The organism is Pseudomonas sp. GM55, assembly GCF_000282395.1.
Classification (GTDB): Bacteria; Pseudomonadota; Gammaproteobacteria; order Pseudomonadales; family Pseudomonadaceae; genus Aquipseudomonas; species Aquipseudomonas fluorescens_CC.
This window is the reverse complement of sequence record NZ_AKJJ01000040.1, coordinates 75,681-92,137: the sequence shown is the minus strand read 5'-3', so window position 1 is coordinate 92,137 and position 16,457 is coordinate 75,681. Positions and strand designations below refer to the sequence as shown.

Annotated in this window: 17 protein-coding genes; 3 read left to right on the top strand and 14 right to left on the bottom strand. The window is 59.7% G+C overall.

Annotated elements, in window-relative coordinates; translation table 11 throughout:
- Window positions 1–102 precede the first annotated feature (102 nt).
- A complete protein-coding gene (locus tag PMI31_RS09335) occupies window positions 103–1,275 on the top strand; it encodes a patatin-like phospholipase family protein (protein ID WP_008017691.1) in 1,173 nt (390 codons plus the stop codon).
- A 135-nt stretch (window positions 1,276–1,410) separates the two neighbouring features.
- Here the strand turns inward: PMI31_RS09335 and PMI31_RS09330 are convergent, their stop codons facing one another.
- The 8 genes from PMI31_RS09330 to puuE all read right to left on the bottom strand — a co-directional run bounded on the left by PMI31_RS09330 (window position 1,411) and on the right by puuE (window position 9,537).
- Window positions 1,411–2,196: an outer membrane protein OmpK gene (locus PMI31_RS09330; RefSeq protein WP_008017688.1), complete on the bottom strand. Its 786-nt coding sequence runs from the start codon at window positions 2,194–2,196 to the stop codon at window positions 1,411–1,413.
- 376 nt (window positions 2,197–2,572) lie between these two features.
- Window positions 2,573–3,358 carry an outer membrane protein OmpK gene (locus tag PMI31_RS09325; protein ID WP_043302306.1) on the bottom strand — a complete coding sequence of 262 codons (786 nt, stop codon included), beginning with the start codon at window positions 3,356–3,358 and terminating at the stop codon, window positions 2,573–2,575.
- A 161-nt stretch (window positions 3,359–3,519) separates the two neighbouring features.
- Complete coding sequence (locus PMI31_RS09320) at window positions 3,520–4,878, bottom strand: nucleobase:cation symporter-2 family protein (RefSeq protein ID WP_008017685.1); 1,359 nt, start codon at window positions 4,876–4,878, stop codon at window positions 3,520–3,522.
- A 161-nt stretch (window positions 4,879–5,039) separates the two neighbouring features.
- On the bottom strand, window positions 5,040–6,341 hold the full coding sequence (locus tag PMI31_RS09315) for a urate hydroxylase PuuD (RefSeq protein ID WP_007993089.1): 1,302 nt from the start codon (window positions 6,339–6,341) through the stop codon (window positions 5,040–5,042).
- A gap of 50 nt (window positions 6,342–6,391) precedes the next feature.
- Entirely contained in the window at window positions 6,392–6,895 is a 504-nt protein-coding gene (locus PMI31_RS09310; RefSeq protein ID WP_008017683.1) for an ureidoglycolate lyase, read from the bottom strand.
- Window positions 6,896–7,012: 117 nt separating this feature from the next.
- Window positions 7,013–8,008 carry an allantoicase gene (alc, locus tag PMI31_RS09305; protein ID WP_008017682.1) on the bottom strand — a complete coding sequence of 332 codons (996 nt, stop codon included), beginning with the start codon at window positions 8,006–8,008 and terminating at the stop codon, window positions 7,013–7,015.
- Window positions 8,009–8,098: 90 nt separating this feature from the next.
- Entirely contained in the window at window positions 8,099–8,614 is a 516-nt protein-coding gene (gene uraD / locus PMI31_RS09300) for a 2-oxo-4-hydroxy-4-carboxy-5-ureidoimidazoline decarboxylase (protein ID WP_008017681.1), read from the bottom strand.
- Window positions 8,611–9,537 carry an allantoinase PuuE gene (gene puuE / locus PMI31_RS09295; RefSeq protein ID WP_008017680.1) on the bottom strand — a complete coding sequence of 309 codons (927 nt, stop codon included), beginning with the start codon at window positions 9,535–9,537 and terminating at the stop codon, window positions 8,611–8,613. Before puuE ends, uraD begins: the two co-directional genes overlap by 4 nt.
- A 434-nt stretch (window positions 9,538–9,971) precedes the next feature.
- Between puuE and uraH the strand changes: the two genes are divergently transcribed.
- Entirely contained in the window at window positions 9,972–10,325 is a 354-nt protein-coding gene (gene uraH, locus PMI31_RS09290) for a hydroxyisourate hydrolase (protein ID WP_008017679.1), read from the top strand.
- Between the two features lie 189 nt (window positions 10,326–10,514).
- On the opposite strand, the gene PMI31_RS09285 is transcribed toward uraH, so the two are convergent.
- The 3 genes from PMI31_RS09285 to PMI31_RS09275 form a co-directional block, all read right to left on the bottom strand.
- On the bottom strand, window positions 10,515–11,141 hold the full coding sequence (locus PMI31_RS09285; RefSeq protein ID WP_008017678.1) for a LysE family translocator: 627 nt from the start codon (window positions 11,139–11,141) through the stop codon (window positions 10,515–10,517).
- Window positions 11,142–11,213: 72 nt separating this feature from the next.
- The gene (locus PMI31_RS09280) at window positions 11,214–12,563 is read right to left on the bottom strand and encodes an NCS2 family permease (protein WP_008017677.1); all 1,350 of its coding nucleotides are present in this window, start codon (window positions 12,561–12,563) and stop codon (window positions 11,214–11,216) included.
- 316 nt (window positions 12,564–12,879) lie between these two features.
- On the bottom strand, window positions 12,880–13,326 hold the full coding sequence (locus tag PMI31_RS09275) for a MarR family winged helix-turn-helix transcriptional regulator (RefSeq protein WP_008017676.1): 447 nt from the start codon (window positions 13,324–13,326) through the stop codon (window positions 12,880–12,882).
- Window positions 13,327–13,407: 81 nt separating this feature from the next.
- Between PMI31_RS09275 and PMI31_RS09270 the strand changes: the two genes are divergently transcribed.
- On the top strand, window positions 13,408–14,574 hold the full coding sequence (locus PMI31_RS09270; protein WP_008017675.1) for an aminotransferase-like domain-containing protein: 1,167 nt from the start codon (window positions 13,408–13,410) through the stop codon (window positions 14,572–14,574).
- Between the two features lie 172 nt (window positions 14,575–14,746).
- Here PMI31_RS09270 and PMI31_RS09265 read toward each other — a convergent pair whose 3' ends face one another.
- The 3 genes from PMI31_RS09265 to PMI31_RS09255 all read right to left on the bottom strand — a co-directional run bounded on the left by PMI31_RS09265 (window position 14,747) and on the right by PMI31_RS09255 (window position 16,403).
- Complete coding sequence (locus PMI31_RS09265; RefSeq protein WP_008017674.1) at window positions 14,747–15,118, bottom strand: glutathione S-transferase N-terminal domain-containing protein; 372 nt, start codon at window positions 15,116–15,118, stop codon at window positions 14,747–14,749.
- Between the two features lie 104 nt (window positions 15,119–15,222).
- Window positions 15,223–15,768, bottom strand: a complete 546-nt coding sequence (folE, locus tag PMI31_RS09260; protein WP_007988130.1) for a GTP cyclohydrolase I FolE — start codon at window positions 15,766–15,768, stop codon at window positions 15,223–15,225.
- Between the two features lie 77 nt (window positions 15,769–15,845).
- On the bottom strand, window positions 15,846–16,403 hold the full coding sequence (locus tag PMI31_RS09255) for a Smr/MutS family protein (protein ID WP_008017673.1): 558 nt from the start codon (window positions 16,401–16,403) through the stop codon (window positions 15,846–15,848).
- Window positions 16,404–16,457: the final 54 nt, after the last annotated feature.

The following is a 16,457-nucleotide window of genomic DNA, read 5'->3' as shown; positions in this document are numbered from 1 at the left end:
ATAACGCGAGGCACCTGACCCCCGCGGCGTTTTCACAACCTTCGCGAGCAAGGGAACAGGTCGAAACAACGAAATCCCATCAGGCACCAAGGAGAGTTGTGCATGAGTCCAGGCGAACCGGTTACAGGGTTGATTCTTTCCGGCGGCGGGGCTCGGGCGGCCTATCAGGTCGGGGTGCTGGCGGCGATTGCCGAGTTGCTGCCGCCGGGGGCGAACAATCCGTTTCCGGTGATCGTCGGCACTTCGGCGGGCGCGATCAACGCGGTCAGCCTCGCCAGCGGGGCAATGGACTTTCGTAACGCCATCGAACGCCTGACCGCTTTCTGGCAGGGCTTCCGCAGCCATCTGGTGCTGCGCAGCGACTGGCCGGGCGTGATCCGCCAGGCCAGCCGCTTTGTCAGCCACAGTTTGCTCGGCATCGGTAAGCACATGCCGGTGGCGTTGCTCAACAGTTCTCCGCTGCGTCATCTGCTCAACAACAAACTGCATATGGGCGGTATCGCCGAAGCGATCGCACAGAAGCAATTGCATGCGGTGGCAGTCACGGCGTTCGGCTATGAGTCCGGCCAGGCAGTCACCTTCTATCAGGGCGGCGGCAAGATCGATGCCTGGTTGCGCCATCGACGCATCGGCGTTCCCACCCGGTTGTCCGTTGAACACCTGCTCGCCAGTTCGGCCATTCCGCTGCTGTTCGCCCCGGTGAAAATCGGCGAAGAATATTTCGGTGATGGCGCGGTGCGTCAGTCGGCGCCGATCAGTCCGGCGCTGCATCTGGGCGCCAGTCGCGTGCTGGTGGTGGGCGTCAGTGGCAACCCGCGTGGCTTCGATCCGGAGCAGCCACTGCAACGCGCTTACACCGGGCAACAACCCACCCTGGCGCAGATTGGCGGGCACATGCTCAACAGTACGTTCATTGATAGCCTGGAAAGTGACATCGAGTTGCTGCAGCGCCTGAACCAGTTCAGTCACCTGATGCCCGACGGCACGCCGACCCGCGCTTTGGGCGTGGCACCGGTGGACGTGCTGGTGATTTCACCAAGCCAGCCAATCGACGAGATTGCCGCGCGACATCGCCAGGAACTGCCACCCGCATTGCGCCTGTTCCTGCGTGGACCGGGCGCGACCAAGACCAGCGGGGCAGGGGTTTTGAGTTACCTGCTGTTCGAGGCGGGGTATTGCAGCGAGTTGATCGAACTGGGGCGGCGGGATGCGTTGGCCAAGCGCGGGGAGTTGTGCCGGTTTCTGGGGATAGTGGAGCCTTTGGTTTCGGCTTGAGATTGGCGACGCGGCTATCTCATGCAGGAGCGAGCCTGCTCGCGATGGACGACAGGACGCCGCGGGGTGTCAGGACCCCAGCGTTATCGTTCACGACCATCGCGAGCGGGCTCGCTCCTACAGGAGGTGTTCAGATCAGAAGTGAACCTTGACCAGGAAGCTGGTCACGCTCTGATCAGTCTTGAAGCCCTGGCTGTCTTCGATCCCGTACTTGTTTTTCCAGTAGTCATACTCGACACCGACGTACAACTGCTTGGCGCCCAGGTTCAATGCCTTGCCCAGGTCGTACTTGATCTGCGGATTGAAGTGCAGGTTGGCGTGGTATTCGCCTTTTTTGTTCACGTCATTGTCGACGACCCAGTCCATGAAACCATCGATCAGCACATCCGAGTCACCCACCGGGATGGTGTAGGACCAGACCGGCGTGACCTGCCAGATGTTGTCACCCGGGCGGTCGCCTTCGGTATGACGGTTGTAGAAGTTCAACTGGAAGTAGTCGAAGCCCGGGATGGCCAGGTCGAAGCCCGGACCGATCAGGTAGGACTCGGTGTCGTCTTCACCGAACTCGTAGGTCATGGCCAGCAGGACGTCCTTGATCGGGCCGAACTCGAATTTCTGGTCGAAGATCTTGTTGAACGACAGGCGCGGGCTGAACTCGCCGTAGTGGGTGTTCTTGCCTGCGAAGGCGTCTTCCTTACCGTTGTAGAAGATTTTGTCGATGAAGAAGAAGTTGTCGCCGTACTTCCAGCCATCGGCGTGTTCGAAGGTCACCGTCTGCTGGATGCGCGGGTTGACCTGGAAGTCTTTACCATACAGGTAGGTCAGGCTGTTGTTCTGCCACTGCAGCAAATCGCCGGCCATGGCCTGGCCCCCGGCCAGCATCGATCCCGCCAGCATCAGGCTAGTGCACGTACGTTTCATTCGGTTGCTCCCAAAAAGTAGGTGGTTCCACGTTATTTTTTTAAGGTCGGCGCTCTGGTGTGGCGCCTGTTCTGTAGCGGTAAAAAATCATCCGTTCGGTCAGCTTTTGTGCTGTTGGCAAGAGCTGGGCCAAGGCTTTCAAAAAGCAAAAAAACTCCCGTTCGGCGGCTCAAGAGCAGTCGATTGAGAGGGGTTTTGGAGTGCCTTGGTGCCTGCCAGCGCCGGGATAAGTTGGCCTGCTGGTCAGGTTTTATATCCGGGCTTTTTTTTAAACCGGATTCGGGCGGCCGCGGAGAATACTGACTCCTCGGCCAGGTCTCAAGTGCTCCGCAACGGCGCACCGACGACAGGTTTGGGGCGCGGTTGCGGGGCAACATCAGAAATGCACCTTCACCAGCAGGCTGGTGGTGTTTTCATTGGTGTCGAAACGGGAGCTGTTTTCGATGCCGTACTTGTCTTTCCAGTAGCTGTATTCGGCGCCGACGTATACCTGTTTCTCCCGCCAGCCCAGGGCCTTGCCCAGGTCGTACTTGATCTGCGGGTTGAAGTGCAGGTTGGCGTGATAAGTGCCATGTGAGTTCTGGTCGTTATCCACCACCCAGTCGATGTAGCCGTCGATCAACAGGTTCGAGTTGCCCAATGGCAGGGTGTAGGACCAGGCCGGCGTGATCTGCCAGACATCGTCGCCGGGACGCGAGCCTTCGGTCTGACGGTAATAGAAGTTCAAGGTGAAAAAATTGAAGCCCGGTACCGCAAGGTCGAAACCAGGGCCGATCAGGTAGGCCTCGGTGTCGTCTTCGCCGTTCTCGTAGGTCATGGCCAGCAGCACGTCCTTGATCGGGCCGAACTCGAAACGGCGGTCGAGGATCTTGCCGAAGGAGAGGCGCGGGCTGAACTCGCCGTAATAGGCGTGAACGCCTTTGTTCCGGTCTTTGTCGCCGTTGTAGTAAGTGCTGTCGATGAACATGAAGTTGTCGCCGTACTTCCAGCGGTCAGCGTGTTCGAAGGTGATCGTCTGCTGGATGTGCGGGTTGACCACGAAATCCTTGCCGTACAGGTAGCTCAGGCTGTTGGTCTGCCACAGCAGTAAATCGCCGGCCATGGCCTGACTTGCGGCCAGCAGGCCACCACACAACAGCAAGTTGGTTTGTGTCCGAATCATCTGTTGCTCCCTCTTGTTTTTATTTTTGCGAGGCGCAGGCAGCCCCAAACCTTGTAGGAGCTGGCTTGCCAGCGAAGGGGCCGGCAAGTCCGACATCAATGTCGTCTGACACTCCGCCTTCGCCGGCAAGCCGGCTCCTACAGGGTTTTTGCGTTTCTGACTTAGTGCGAGTGGGCGTGACAGTCGTTGACAGCTGCGCGTTCGGCGCCGCCAAGGATGTTGAACAGCAGGTTCAGCGTCAGCGCGCTGAGGGTGGCCATGGCGATGCCGCTATGAGTGATCGGGCTCATCCACACGGGCAGGTGGGCAAAAAACTCCGGGCGCACCACCGGGATCAGACCCATGCCGATGCTCACCGCCACCAGCAATTGGTTGCGACGGTCACCGATGTCGGCTTCCTGGAGAATCTTGATCCCGGTGGCGGCGACCATGCCGAACATCGCGATCGCTGCGCCACCCAGTACTGCCGGCGGAATCGAGGCCACCAGGAACGCGGCTTTGGGCAGCAGGCTCAGCACGATCAGCAACCCGCCGGCAACGATGGTCACCGAACGGCAGCGCACGCCGGTCATCTGCACCAGGCCAATGTTCTGGGCAAAGGAGGAGTGGGTGAAGGTGTTGAAGAACCCGGCGAAGAACGAGGCGCCGGCATCGCACAGCAAGCCGCGACGCAGCATCCGTGGGCAGACTTCCTGGCCGGTGATCTTGCCCAGCGCCAGGAACATCCCGGTGGACTCGACGAAGATGATCACTACCACCAGGCACATCGAGAGGATCGGCGCCAGTTCGAATTTCGGCATGCCGAAATGCAACGGGGTGACGAATTGCAGCCACGGCGCCTGAGCCATGCCACTGAGGTCGACCATGCCGAGCAGGCCGCAGAGCACGTAGCCCAGGCACATGCCGATCAGCACGGAAATATTGACCCAGAAACCGCGCATGAAGCGGTGCACCAACAGAATGGTACCCAGCACCAGCGCAGCAATGGTCAGGTAGATGGGGGAGCCGAATTGAGCGGCGCCGGAACCACCGCCGGCCCAGTTCACGGCCACGGGGAACAGCGACAAGCCGATCGAGGTGATGACCGTGCCGGTCACCAGCGGCGGGAAGAAACGTACGACTTTGGACATGAACGGGGCGATGAGCATGCCGAAGAACCCGGCGGCGATGGTGGCGCCGAAGATCCCCTGCAGACCGATACCGGGCATGCCGGCCATGGCGACCATGCTGCCGACGGCGGCGAAACTGGCGCCCATCATCACTGGCATGCGAATGCCCATGGGGCCGATGCCGAGGGACTGGACGATGGTGGCAATGCCAGCCACCAGCAGGTCGGCGTTGATCAGGAAGGCGATTTCTTCACGACTCAGGCCAGCGGCCTGTCCGATGATCAGCGGCACTGCGATGGCTCCGCCGTACATCAGCAGAACGTGTTGCAGGCCAACCAGGATCAGTTGCAAAAGGGGCAAACGCTGAATGGCGGGTGCGTCGGGGATGCGCGCTTCGGATAGCTCGGACATGCAACACCTCGGATCTTTTTATTCTTGTGATTTTTTGCATCAGGCAACCGCTATGCGGTTGATCGCCAGCAAGCCGGCTCCTACAGGTTTTGGGTCGGTCGTATCATTTGTGAACGACATAGATCCGTAGGAGCCGGCTTGCTGGCGATGCTTTTCAACGATCAGTTGGTCGGAGCACCCTGAACAATCCAGGCACCGATCAGGTCACGCTCCTGCTGGGTCATCTGCGTGATGTTGCCCAGTGGCATGATCTGGCTGGTGACGGCTTGCGCCTGGATCCGCGCGGCGTTCTGACGGATTTGCTCGGGGGTGTCGAACATCACACCGGCGGGAGCTGCGCTGAACAGTGGGCTGGTCGGCTTGGCCGAATGGCAAACCGCGCAACGTTCCTGGATCACGCTGTGCACCTTGTCAAAGCCAGGGCCGGCGTTGGATGCCTGCGCCGGTGCAGCTGCCGGCGCTTCGGCAGGTTTGGCTTCAGCGGGTTTCAAGCCACCACCCACGGCTGTTTCCGGCAGCGGCTGGTATTCGATTTTCGCCGGTGCCTTGGCCACTTCCGGGCTGTTCAACGGCGCAGGGCCGGTGACGTAAGCCAGGCTGATCATGCCGACGGCTGCCACAGGCAGGGTCCAGGCAAACTTGTGGCTGTCGTGACGGGTGTTGAAGTAGTGACGCACCAACACCGCCAGTACCGCGATCCCGGCCAGGATCAACCAGTTGTACTGGCTGCCGTAGGTGCTCGGGAAGTGGTTGCTGATCATGATGAACAGCACTGGCAAGGTGAAGTAGTTGTTGTGACGCGAACGCAGCAGGCCTTTGGCCGGCAGTGCCGGATCCGGCGTGCGGTTCTCGGCGATCGCCGCGACCAGTGCGCGCTGCGCTGGCATGATGATGCGGAACACGTTGCCGACCATGATGGTGCCGATGATCGCGCCGACGTGCAGGTACGCACCCCGACCGCTGAACACTTTGCTGAAGCCGTAGGCCGCGCCGATGATCAGTACGAACAGGATGAAACCCAGCAGGGCAGGGCGTTTGCCCAAGGCCGAGTCGCACAGGAAGGAGTAGATGAACCAGCCGATGAACAACGAGCCCAGGCCGATGGCCACGCCTTCAGGACCGCTCAGGGTGCTGCCCGGCGCCAGCAGGTAGAGCGTCGGGTTGGAGTAGAACACCACGCACAGCAGCGCGATACCCGACATCCAGGTGAAGTAGGCTTCCCATTTGAACCAGTGCAGGTTGTCCGGCATGGTCGGTGGAGCCAGTTTGTATTTTTCCAGGTGGTAGATACCGCCACCGTGGATTGCCCACAAATCGCCAGCCAGACCGCTTTTCGGGTTGACCCGGTTGAGGTTGTTTTCCAGCCAGACGAAATAGAACGACGCACCGATCCAGGCCACGCCAGTAATCATGTGAACCCAGCGCACGCTCAGGTTCAGCCATTCCAACAGATGTGCTTCCACAGTCTTTACCTCTCGCCCGTCACTCTGTAGTCGAGTGATCGGACCTTCTCTTATTGGTGGGGGGCGAGGATCAAACGCTCATCCTCTTTGAAAAAATGCTCATCGCAGTTATTGCCTGTGCCACTGCGATCAACCACCAGGAAGTCATCCCGCTTTTCGATCGTCAGCACCGGGTGGTGCCAGACGCCGCGATGGTAATTAATGCCCTGCCTGCCGTTGGTGACGAAGGCGCGGACCAAGCCTGATACAGGTGCATCGCCAAGTGGCGCGACCACGATCAGAAAGGGGTTGCCGAGCAGCGGAATGAAAGCCTGGCTGCCCAGCGGATGGCGCTCCAGCATGCTGACGGTCAGCGGCATGTCCTGCGCGTCGGCGCGGAAAATGCTGATGATCGCCTTGTCCTCTGGCGTGGCGGTTTCCACCGTCGCCAGTTTGTGGAAGCGCATGGTCGAACCGTTGTTGATCATGAAGTGATCGCTGCCGTCGGTTTCGATCACGTCACCGAAAGGGGCGAAGGCTTCTTTGGTCAGCGGTTCAATCGTCAGTGTGCGCATGCTGGTCTTCTTGATCTCAAATATGTTGGGGTTCTGCTTTTTTGTAGGAGCTGGCTTGCCAGCGAAGGCGCCCTCACTGACGCCTTCGCCGGCAAGCCGGCTCCTACAGGCTCAGCATTACTTCGCGACCTTGCCGAGAACGCGCAGGCGGCTCACACCACCGTCCGGGAACACGTTCAGGCGGATGTGGGTGATCGGGCCAAGTGCCTTGATCTGCTCGGCGAAGGTGTGTTCGGCGTGCATTTCCAGCTTCTGGCTTGGCAGCAGTTCGCGCCAGAACAGCGATTGGGTTTCGATCTGGCTGTCGGTACCGCCCTTCACGAATGCGCCCTGGATCGAGCAGCTGTCCGGGTAGTTGCCCTTGAAGTGCAGGGTGTCGACGATGACTTTCTCGACTTCACCGGCATGGCCCAGAGCGACGATCACCCAGTCATTGCCCGGCGTACGACGACGCGCGGTTTCCCAGCCGTCGCCCATGTTGATGCCACGACCCGGGTTAAGGATGTTGCTCATGCGGCCGAAGTGTTCGTCGGAGCAGGCGAGGGCGCGGCCGCCGTTGAGGGCTGCGGCCAGGTCGACCTGTTCGTTGTCGCCGATGGCCGACCAGTCGCGGAACGGCACACCGTACACACGCAGGCGGGCCACGCCGCCATCCGGGTAGATGTTGAAACGCAGGTGGCTGAAGGCCTGGTCATTGTTGATTTCGTGGTAGTGGTGGCTGTTGCCTTGCAGCTCGACGGCCGACAGCACTTCAACCCACTGGGTGTTTTCGTTCGGCTCGCCCGAGGCCAGGAAGCAGGCTTCCAGGGAGGCCGATGGCGGGAAGTTGCCGGTGAAGAATGAAGTGTCGATGTCGACGCCCTTGATCGAACCCGGCACGCCCAGGCGAATCACTGCGCTGTCGAAGCCTTCGAAGCGCTTGCGACGCGACTCCCAGCCGTCCATCCACTTGCCGTTGTCATCGAACACGCCCTCCTTCCATACGGCCGGGGTCGGTTGGAACAGACGGTTGGCGTCTGCGAACCAGTCATCGGTGACCGAGATGATTTTGGTGCCCAGGCGGGCGTCGGCCAGGTTGACGAACTTCTCGAAAGGTACGGCGTAAGCTTTCATTCTTCTTGTCTGCCTTTAATAAGTTGGCTTGGGATGCTTGCCAGGCCTTGGGCGGTTTCGGCGTTCTTGAATCCGCTTTGGCCAGGTTCGCTATAGGGTCAGTAATCGGAACAGGGCGATCTTGTTGATCTCCGCCAGCGCGCACTTGAACTCGGTGTCGACCGGGTTGTGGATGCGCGTTTCGAACGCTGCGAGGATCTGATGCCGGTTGCTGCCTTTTACCGCCATGATGAAGGGAAACTTGAACTTGGCCTTGTAGGCGTCGTTCAGCTCGGTGAAGCGAGAAAACTCTTCGGCCGTGCATTGGTGAATACCGGCGCCAGCCTGTTCATTGGTACTGGCTTCGGTAAGTTGCCCCTGGACGGCGGCTTTGCCGGCCAGGTCCGGGTGAGCGTTGATCAGTGCCAGCTGACTGGTGTGATCGGCGCTCAACAGGATGTCGCTCATGCGCTGGTGCAGGGTTTCGATCTCGTCGATCGAAGCATCCTGGCCCAGGTCGAAGGCCTTCTCGGCCACCCATGGCGAATGTTCGTAGATGTCGGCGAAAGCGGCGACGAAAGCATCGCGGCTCAGGGTCGATGGTTTCAGGGTTTGAAAGGTGCTCATTTGGCAGCCCCTTGGTACGGGTGGGTTTCCTGCCAGTGGCGCGCGATGTCGACGCGACGGCTGAACCACACCTGTTCATGACTTTTAGCGTATTCGATAAAGCGCTTGAGGGAAGCCAGACGCGCCGGACGGCCGATCAGGCGGCAGTGCAGGCCGATCGACAGCATTTTCGGTGCTTCGGCGCCTTCGGCGTAGAGCACGTCGAACGCATCCTTGAGGTATTCGAAGAAGTCGTCGCCCTTGTTGAAACCCTGGACCTGGGTGAAGCGCATGTCGTTGGTGTCCAGGGTGTACGGGATCACCAGGTGCGGCTTGCCGGTCGGGTTGTTCGGTTCCCAGTAGGGCAGGTCATCGTCGTAGGTGTCGCAGTCGTAGAGGAAACCGCCTTCTTCCATCACCAGGCGACGGGTGTTCGGGCCGGTGCGGCCGGTGTACCAGCCCAGCGGGCGAATGCCTGTGATTTCGGTGAGGATGCGGATCGCTTCGAGCATGTGCTCGCGTTCCTGGGCTTCGTCCATGTACTGGTAGTCGATCCAGCGATAGCCGTGGCTGCAGATCTCGTGGCCGGCATCGACCATGGCGCGGATCACCTCCGGGTGACGCTGGGCGGCCATGGCCACGGCGAAAATGGTCAGCGGAATGTCGAATTCCTTGAACAGCTTCAGGATCCGCCACACGCCGGCACGGCTGCCATACTCGTAAAGGGACTCCATGCTCATGTTGCGCGCGCCTTGCAGCGGTTGAGCAGAAACCATTTCCGAGAGGAACGCTTCGGACTCTTTGTCGCCGTGCAGGATGTTGCGCTCGCCACCTTCTTCGTAATTGAGTACGAACGACAGGGCGATTCGGGCATTGCCCGGCCAGTGTGGGTGCGGAGGGTTACTGCCGTAACCGACCAGGTCGCGTGGGTAGTCAGCGCTCACTGCAGGCTTCCTTCTTGTTCGATGATGACGGTTGGTGTGACGCAGCTGAAGATTGGATGGCAGGCTTGCGTCACAGCGATGGGCTGATTGTATACAACTTTATATTCACTTTGTAAGCCTGAATTTTCGCATTTTTCACCGACTGTCATCTTTTACTGCGATTGGCGTGAGCCTGCAAGAAATCTGCCTGACTGGTCAGTAATTTGATGAAGGGTTCATAGACTGTGCGGTTTGGCCGGAAATCGATGCCAAATGCGTCGGTGGCGGGGGTTACGGGAAAAATGTCGTTTTTATTGTGTACAATTTTTATGAAAAGTGTCTTAATCAATCGCTCGCCGCAGCTTTTCGTGCTCCGAATCGGTGCGGTCTCCTTTTCAACTGACTTCGGGAGGCGCGAAGTCTGACTGCTCCACGCAGGCAGGCGCGCAGAATCAATGGGACGTTTGACTACACACGTTTTGGACGCAGCACACGGTTGCCCGGGCAGCTCGATCAAGGTCGAGTTGTACCGCGTTGAAGGTTCGCAGCTGGAATTGGTCGCCACTGCAGTCACCAACAGCGATGGCCGTGTCGATGCACCGCTGCTGCAAGGCGATGACTACCGCACCGGGGTCTATCAGGTTCAGTTTCATGCCGGCGATTACTACCGCGCCCGTGGCGTCAAACTGCCGGAACCGGCTTTCCTGGATGTCGTGGTGCTGCGTTTCGGCATCTCCGCCGAGCAGGATCACTACCACGTGCCGCTGTTGATTTCGCCTTACAGCTATTCGACATACCGCGGCAGCTGATCCCCCAAGCAGCTGCTGCACCCTGGAAGCGACTGCGCATATAGCTTCTTTGGTCTTTCGCCCGCTCACACTGCGGGCTTTTTTTCGCCTGTGGAAATGTGGCGCATGGTCTGGCGCCATCGCCAGCAAGCCGGCTCCTACAAGGTTTTGTGTTCACCTACTGTAGGAGCCGGCTTGCTGGCGATGCTTTTAACGGCTCAACAGAGACGCAGCACCCGCGCCACTGAACAACCCGGCACTCACCCGGTTGAACCAGCTCTGGCCCTTGCCGCTGCGCAGATACCGCGCCGCACCATGGGCGCCGAGGCCATAGGCCAATTTGCACAGCAGGTCGAGCAGGGTCCAGGTCGCAATCATCACCAACAGTTGCGGCAGGAACGGCTGTTCGGCACTCAAGAACTGCGGCAGGAAAGCGGCGAAGAACAGAATGTCTTTCGGGTTGCTCGCGCCCAACATGAACGCCCGTCCGAACAGTGCGCGAAAGCGTGGCACCGCGGCTGCCTGTGGCACTTCAGCGCCCTGGGACGGTTGGCGCGACTGCTGCCAGCTCTGCCAGGCGAGGTAGAACAGGTAAAGCGCGCCAAGGATCTTCAGGGCACTGAACAGCTGTTCCGAAGCCAGCAACAACGCACCCAGGCCCAGCGCCGACGCACTCAGCAGGCAGATCGAGGCCGATACGCCGCCAAGAAAGGCCGGATAAGAGCGGCGCAGGCCGTAATTCAGACTGTTGCTGATCATCAGCAAAGACAGGGGCCCCGGGATCAGGATCACTATCAGCGCAGCGCCGCTGAACAGCAGCCAGGTTTCCAGACTCATCACTTTCCTCCATTTGCACAAAAGCCCCACCCGACGGGGTGAGGCTGTTTTCAAGCCTGTACGGCCTGTGGTTTACAAGAAGATGAACTTGGCGATGAAGATCGCACAGAGCACCCACAGGCTGACCGAGATTTCCTTGTACTTGCCGGTGCCGGCCTTCAGCGCCACGTAGGTGATGAAGCCCAGCGCGATACCGTCGGCGACCGAGAAGGTCAGCGGCATCATGATTGCGGTGACGATCGCCGGAATGCTGTCGGTCGCTTCGTCCCATTCGATGTGGGCCATGCCGCCCATCATCAGCATTGCCACATAAATCAGTGCGCCAGCGGTGGCATAGGCGGGAATCATGCCGGCCAGTGGTGCGAAAAACATTGCTGCTATAAATAGCACGCCAACGGTGACTGCGGTAAGACCAGTCCGACCACCAGCGGCCACACCGGCCGCACTTTCCACGTAGCTTGTCACGGGTGGAACGCCCACCACTGCGCCGAATACGCTGGAAGCACTGTCGGCTTTCATGGCGCGGGAAAGGTTTTCGATCCGGCCATCGGCGCCCACCAGGTTGGCGCGCTGGGCAACACCCATCAAGGTGCCGGCGGTGTCGAACATGTGCACGAAAAGGAACGCCAGGACCACGCTGATCATGCTGACGTTGAACACGCCGGCGACGTTCATGGCCATGAAGGTCGGGGAGAGGCTCGGCGGGGCGGACATGATGCCCTCGTAGTGCACCAGCCCAAGGCCCCAACCGGCGAGGGTCACGGTGATGATGCTGATGAGGATCGCGCCGAACACCTTGTGGTAGCTGAGGATGGCGATCATCAGGAAGCACACGGCGGCGAGCAGCGGGCCGGGTTCGCGCAGGGAGCCGAGCTTGATCAGCGTGGCCGGGCTATCAACGACGATACCCGCGGTTTTCAGTCCGATCAGCCCCAGGAACAGTCCCACGCCGGCGCCCATGGCGAAGCGCAGGCTGACCGGGATGCTGTTGAGCAACCATTCGCGGATCCGCGAGAAGGTCAGGATCATGAACAACACACCTGAAACAAACACCGCACCGAGGGCGGTTTCCCAGTTGTAGCCCATGGTGCCGACCACGGTGTAGGTGAAGAAGGCGTTCAGCCCCATGCCCGGTGCCAGGCCGACCGGCCAGTTGGCGTACAGGCCCATCAACAGGCAACCGAGTGCGGCGGCGATGCAGGTGGCGACGAATGCGGCACCGTGATCGATTCCGGCATCGGCCATGATGTTGGGGTTGACGAAAATGATGTAGGCCATGGTGATGAAGGTTGTCAGTCCGGCAATCAACTCGGTCTTCACCGTGGTGCCATGCAAGCTGAGTTTGAACAGGCGTTCCAGCAAACCATTGCGTAATGGCGGCGAGAGTTCCAGCGTCGATGCTTCGGATTTGCGGCTTTCCACAGCGAGTACTCCTCAAGAGTTTTATTTTTATTTCCAGGGCCGGACCCATGAGGGTGGCAGCGGCCCTTTGAGGCACTTGCGAATTTGTTGACTTGTTGGTCAGGAACTCGCACGAAGTGGATTATGCTTTTGTATACAAATAAAGCAAATAATGTTTTTGATTTTGTAGACGAAAAGTTTGGCAATAGGGATATATCGCCCTTTCCGGCCCCATCGCTGGCAAGCCAGCTCCCACAGAGTTCGAGGCGTTCTTCACATTTTTTGTAAGACGCCGACCATTGTGGGAGCTGGCTTGCCAGCGATGAGGTCAGCCCGGTCAATCAAGGGGCGCCTGACTTTTTCCCAACGCCAGGTTCACCGCCAACCACCCACTCACCGCTGTCGCCCCAGCCTCGGCGAACACCCGCTCGAGCAATTTCACCTGCTCACGGCGCAACGACTGTTCGAAACGGGCACCGTCGTCGGTCAGTTCCAGCAACCGCTTACGCTTGTCGGTTTCGGACGCGACGCTCTCGACCAGATGCATCTCGACCAACTGACGCAGCGGCATGTTCAACGCCTGCTTGCTCACCCCGAGCAATGCCAGCAGCTCCTTGACGCTGAGGTTCGGATAGCGGGCGATGAAAAACACGATGCGTTGGTGTACCCGACTCAGGCCACGACGTTCGAGCATTTCATCGGCCTTGGCGGTGAAGGCCTGGTAGCCGAAGAAAAACGCTTCCATGGCCTGTTGCTGAGAAAGGGGGTTTTTAAGGTCAAGCATATTGACGTATCCATTCGATCAAGCGTAATTTCGGTCAACAAGTTTGACTCATTTTCCACGTGCCTCGCTACCGGTGATCCCATGGCTTTTTCCGAACGTGTCTCGCGCCTTAAAAGTTCTTTGATCCGTGAAATCCTTGCCGCGGCCCAGCGTCCGCAGATGATGTCGTTTGCCGGTGGCCTGCCAGCCGAAGCCATGTTGCCGAAGGTCGAATGGGCCGAGATGCCACTGTCCATCGGCCAATACGGCATGAGCGAAGGAGAGCCGGCGCTGCGCGAAGCGTTGGCTGGCGAAGCGCGAGCGTTGGGTGTGCCGTGCGAGGCCAGCCAGGTGCTGGTGGTCAGCGGCTCACAGCAGACCCTGGACCTTGCCGCCAAGCTGTACATCGACAAGGGCACCGAGATCCTGCTCGAAGCGCCGACTTATCTGGCGGCGTTGCAAATCTTCCAACTGTTCGGCGCCGATTGCCTGACCGTGCCGCTGGAAGCCGACGGGCCGAACCTTGTGGCGCTTCGCGCTCGTCTGGAACAACACCGCCCGGCCTTCATCTACCTGATCCCGACCTTCCAGAATCCATCGGCCGTGCGTTACAGCGAATCCAGGCGCGATGCGGTGGCGGCGTTGCTGGATGAATTCGGCGTAACACTGATTGAAGACGAGCCTTACCGCGAACTGACCTTCGACAGCGGCAGCGCCACGCCGATTGTCAGTCGCTTGAAAAAAGCCAGCTGGATCTACACCGGCACCGTGTCGAAAACCCTGCTGCCGGGATTGCGCGTCGGCTTTCTGATCGCCAGCCCTGACCTGTTTCCCCATCTGTTGAAACTCAAGCAATCGGCGGACCTGCACACCAATCGGGTAGGTCAGTGGCAGGCACTGCAATGGATCGGCAGCGAAAGGTACCGGCAACACCGCAGTGAATTGCGTGACTTTTACCGTGGGCGTCGGGATGCGTTTCAGGCGGCACTGATCACGCATTTCTCCGATCTGGCGGACTGGAACGTGCCGCAGGGTGGGCTGTTTTTCTGGCTGAAACTCAAGCAACCGCAGGACACCCGCACCTTGCTCGACGCCGCGTTGGCCAATGACGTGGCGTTCATGCCGGGCGAGCCGTTCTTCCCCGAGCCGGATAACCATCCGGGGTATCTGCGGTTGAACTTCAGTCACATTGATCCGGCGCGGCTGGATGAAGGGCTCAAGCGGTTGGCGGCGGTGGTGCGACAGGCACTGGGAACAGAAGCAGCCTGAGGGCAGACAAAAATAAACCGGCCCTGGAGCCGGTTTATTTTTGTTCGGGATTTGGATTGTCTGGGCCGCCCTCATCGCGGGCAAGCCCGCTCCCACAGGTTTTGTGAGCGCCGTAGATCACTGTGGGAGCGGGCTTGCCCGCGATGAGGCCGGTACTGCCAGAGCAAATCCATCAGGCTGCAGCGAAACGCTTATCCAGATAATCAATGATCACCTTGGACTCATACATCCAGGTGGTCTGGCCATTCTCTTCAATGCGCAGGCACGGCACCTTGATCTTGCCGCCTTGCTCCAGCAAGGTCTGGCGATCCTGCTCGTTGTTCTTCGCATCGCGAAGGGCCACCGGCACATTCAGGCGGCGCAGGGTGCGGCGGGTCTTCACGCAGAACGGGCAGGCGTGGAATTGATACAGCGTCAGGCCCTTGGCCGCCGAGTTGACTTGCGCCTGAGCCTCCGCCGGGCGCTGCTTTTTGCCCGGGCGCGTGATGAAGTCGATGAAGATGATCAGTTGGCCAAGGCCGACACGAAGCGCTTTTACGAACACGTTGAAAGCCTCACGGTGCAAATGAATAAGGGCGCGCAGCTTACCTGATTTTTTGCGGGCGAAAAAAAACCGGCGATGAACGCCGGTTTTCTTCGTGCCGCGAATTACTTGATGAGGCTGAGGAATTCGCTGCGGGTGGCTGCATTCTCGCGGAACTCACCGAGCATCACCGAGGTGATCATCGTCGAATTCTGCTTTTCCACGCCGCGCATCATCATGCACATGTGCTTGGCCTCGATCACCACGGCAACGCCCAGGGCACCGGTGACTTGCTGGACCGCATCGGCGATCTGGCGGCTGAGGTTTTCCTGGATCTGCAGGCGGCGGGCGTACATGTCGACGATCCGCGCCACCTTCGACAGGCCCAGGACCTTGCCGCTCGGGATGTAGGCGACGTGAGCCTTGCCGATGAACGGCAGCAGGTGGTGTTCGCACAACGAGTACAACTCGATGTCCTTGACCAGCACCATTTCGCTGTTGTCGGAGCTGAACAGGGCACCGTTGGTGACCTCTTCGAGTGTCTGTTCATAGCCGCGGCAGAGGTACTGCATGGCTTTGGCGGCACGCTTGGGCGTGTCGAGCAGGCCCTCGCGGGAGACGTCCTCGCCCAGTTGGCCAAGGATCGCGGTGTAATTCTGTTCCAGGGACATGAAACTACCTGTGGGATTTTACGCAAAGGGCAAGGGTACGGTGGCGGACACGACGCTGCAAGCGTGACGCATCAGCTTTACTCGTCGCGACCTTCCATCATGGTGCGTTTGAGCATGACGTAAACCGCTCCGGCACCGCCGTGTTTCGCCTGGCAGGAGGTGAAGCCGAGCACCTGTGGATGCTGGCGCAGCCAGGTGTTGACGTGGCTCTTGATCATCGGCCGCTTGCCATCCAGGCGTACCGCCTTGCCATGGGTGACGCGCACGCAGCGGATTTCGAATCGGGTTGCCTCGGCCAGGAACGCCCAGAGGGTTTCCCGGGCCTTTTCCACGCTCATGCCGTGCAGGTCGAGGCTGCCTTCGAACGGAATCTGTCCGATCTTGAGCTTGCGCATCTGGCTTTCCTGCACGCCATCACGTGCCCACATCAGCTCGTCTTCCGGGCCGACATCGATGACGAACTGATCGGACAGACCGTCAACGGTGGTAGATTCGGTGCGCACGCTGGCCGCCTGACGCAGCTTGGCAATCTGCGCGCGGTCAGCCTTGGGTTTGCCGGTTTCGGCGCGATCGTGCTTGATCGGCTTGACGCCGTGGATCGCGCTCTTGAACAGGGAAAAATCGTCGTCTTGCATGTCAGCCTCCGCGAAGGGCGGCCAGTTTACCCAACTCGAAGCGAATCGGGCGCG

Excerpts from the sequence above, each read along its gene's own strand:
- PMI31_RS09335 (WP_008017691.1), top strand. The coding sequence starts at position 103 with ATGAGTCCAGGCGAACCGGTTACAGGGTTGATTCTTTCCGGCGGCGGG.
- PMI31_RS09330 (WP_008017688.1), bottom strand. The coding sequence starts at position 2,196 with ATGAAACGTACGTGCACTAGCCTGATGCTGGCGGGATCGATGCTGGCC.
- PMI31_RS09325 (WP_043302306.1), bottom strand. The coding sequence starts at position 3,358 with ATGATTCGGACACAAACCAACTTGCTGTTGTGTGGTGGCCTGCTGGCC.
- PMI31_RS09320 (WP_008017685.1), bottom strand. The coding sequence starts at position 4,878 with ATGTCCGAGCTATCCGAAGCGCGCATCCCCGACGCACCCGCCATTCAG.
- PMI31_RS09310 (WP_008017683.1), bottom strand. The coding sequence starts at position 6,895 with ATGCGCACACTGACGATTGAACCGCTGACCAAAGAAGCCTTCGCCCCT.
- alc (WP_008017682.1), bottom strand. The coding sequence starts at position 8,008 with ATGAAAGCTTACGCCGTACCTTTCGAGAAGTTCGTCAACCTGGCCGAC.
- uraD (WP_008017681.1), bottom strand. The coding sequence starts at position 8,614 with ATGAGCACCTTTCAAACCCTGAAACCATCGACCCTGAGCCGCGATGCT.
- uraH (WP_008017679.1), top strand. The coding sequence starts at position 9,972 with ATGGGACGTTTGACTACACACGTTTTGGACGCAGCACACGGTTGCCCG.
- PMI31_RS09285 (WP_008017678.1), bottom strand. The coding sequence starts at position 11,141 with ATGAGTCTGGAAACCTGGCTGCTGTTCAGCGGCGCTGCGCTGATAGTG.
- PMI31_RS09275 (WP_008017676.1), bottom strand. The coding sequence starts at position 13,326 with ATGCTTGACCTTAAAAACCCCCTTTCTCAGCAACAGGCCATGGAAGCG.
- PMI31_RS09270 (WP_008017675.1), top strand. The coding sequence starts at position 13,408 with ATGGCTTTTTCCGAACGTGTCTCGCGCCTTAAAAGTTCTTTGATCCGT.
- folE (WP_007988130.1), bottom strand. The coding sequence starts at position 15,768 with ATGTCCCTGGAACAGAATTACACCGCGATCCTTGGCCAACTGGGCGAG.
- PMI31_RS09255 (WP_008017673.1), bottom strand. The coding sequence starts at position 16,403 with ATGCAAGACGACGATTTTTCCCTGTTCAAGAGCGCGATCCACGGCGTC.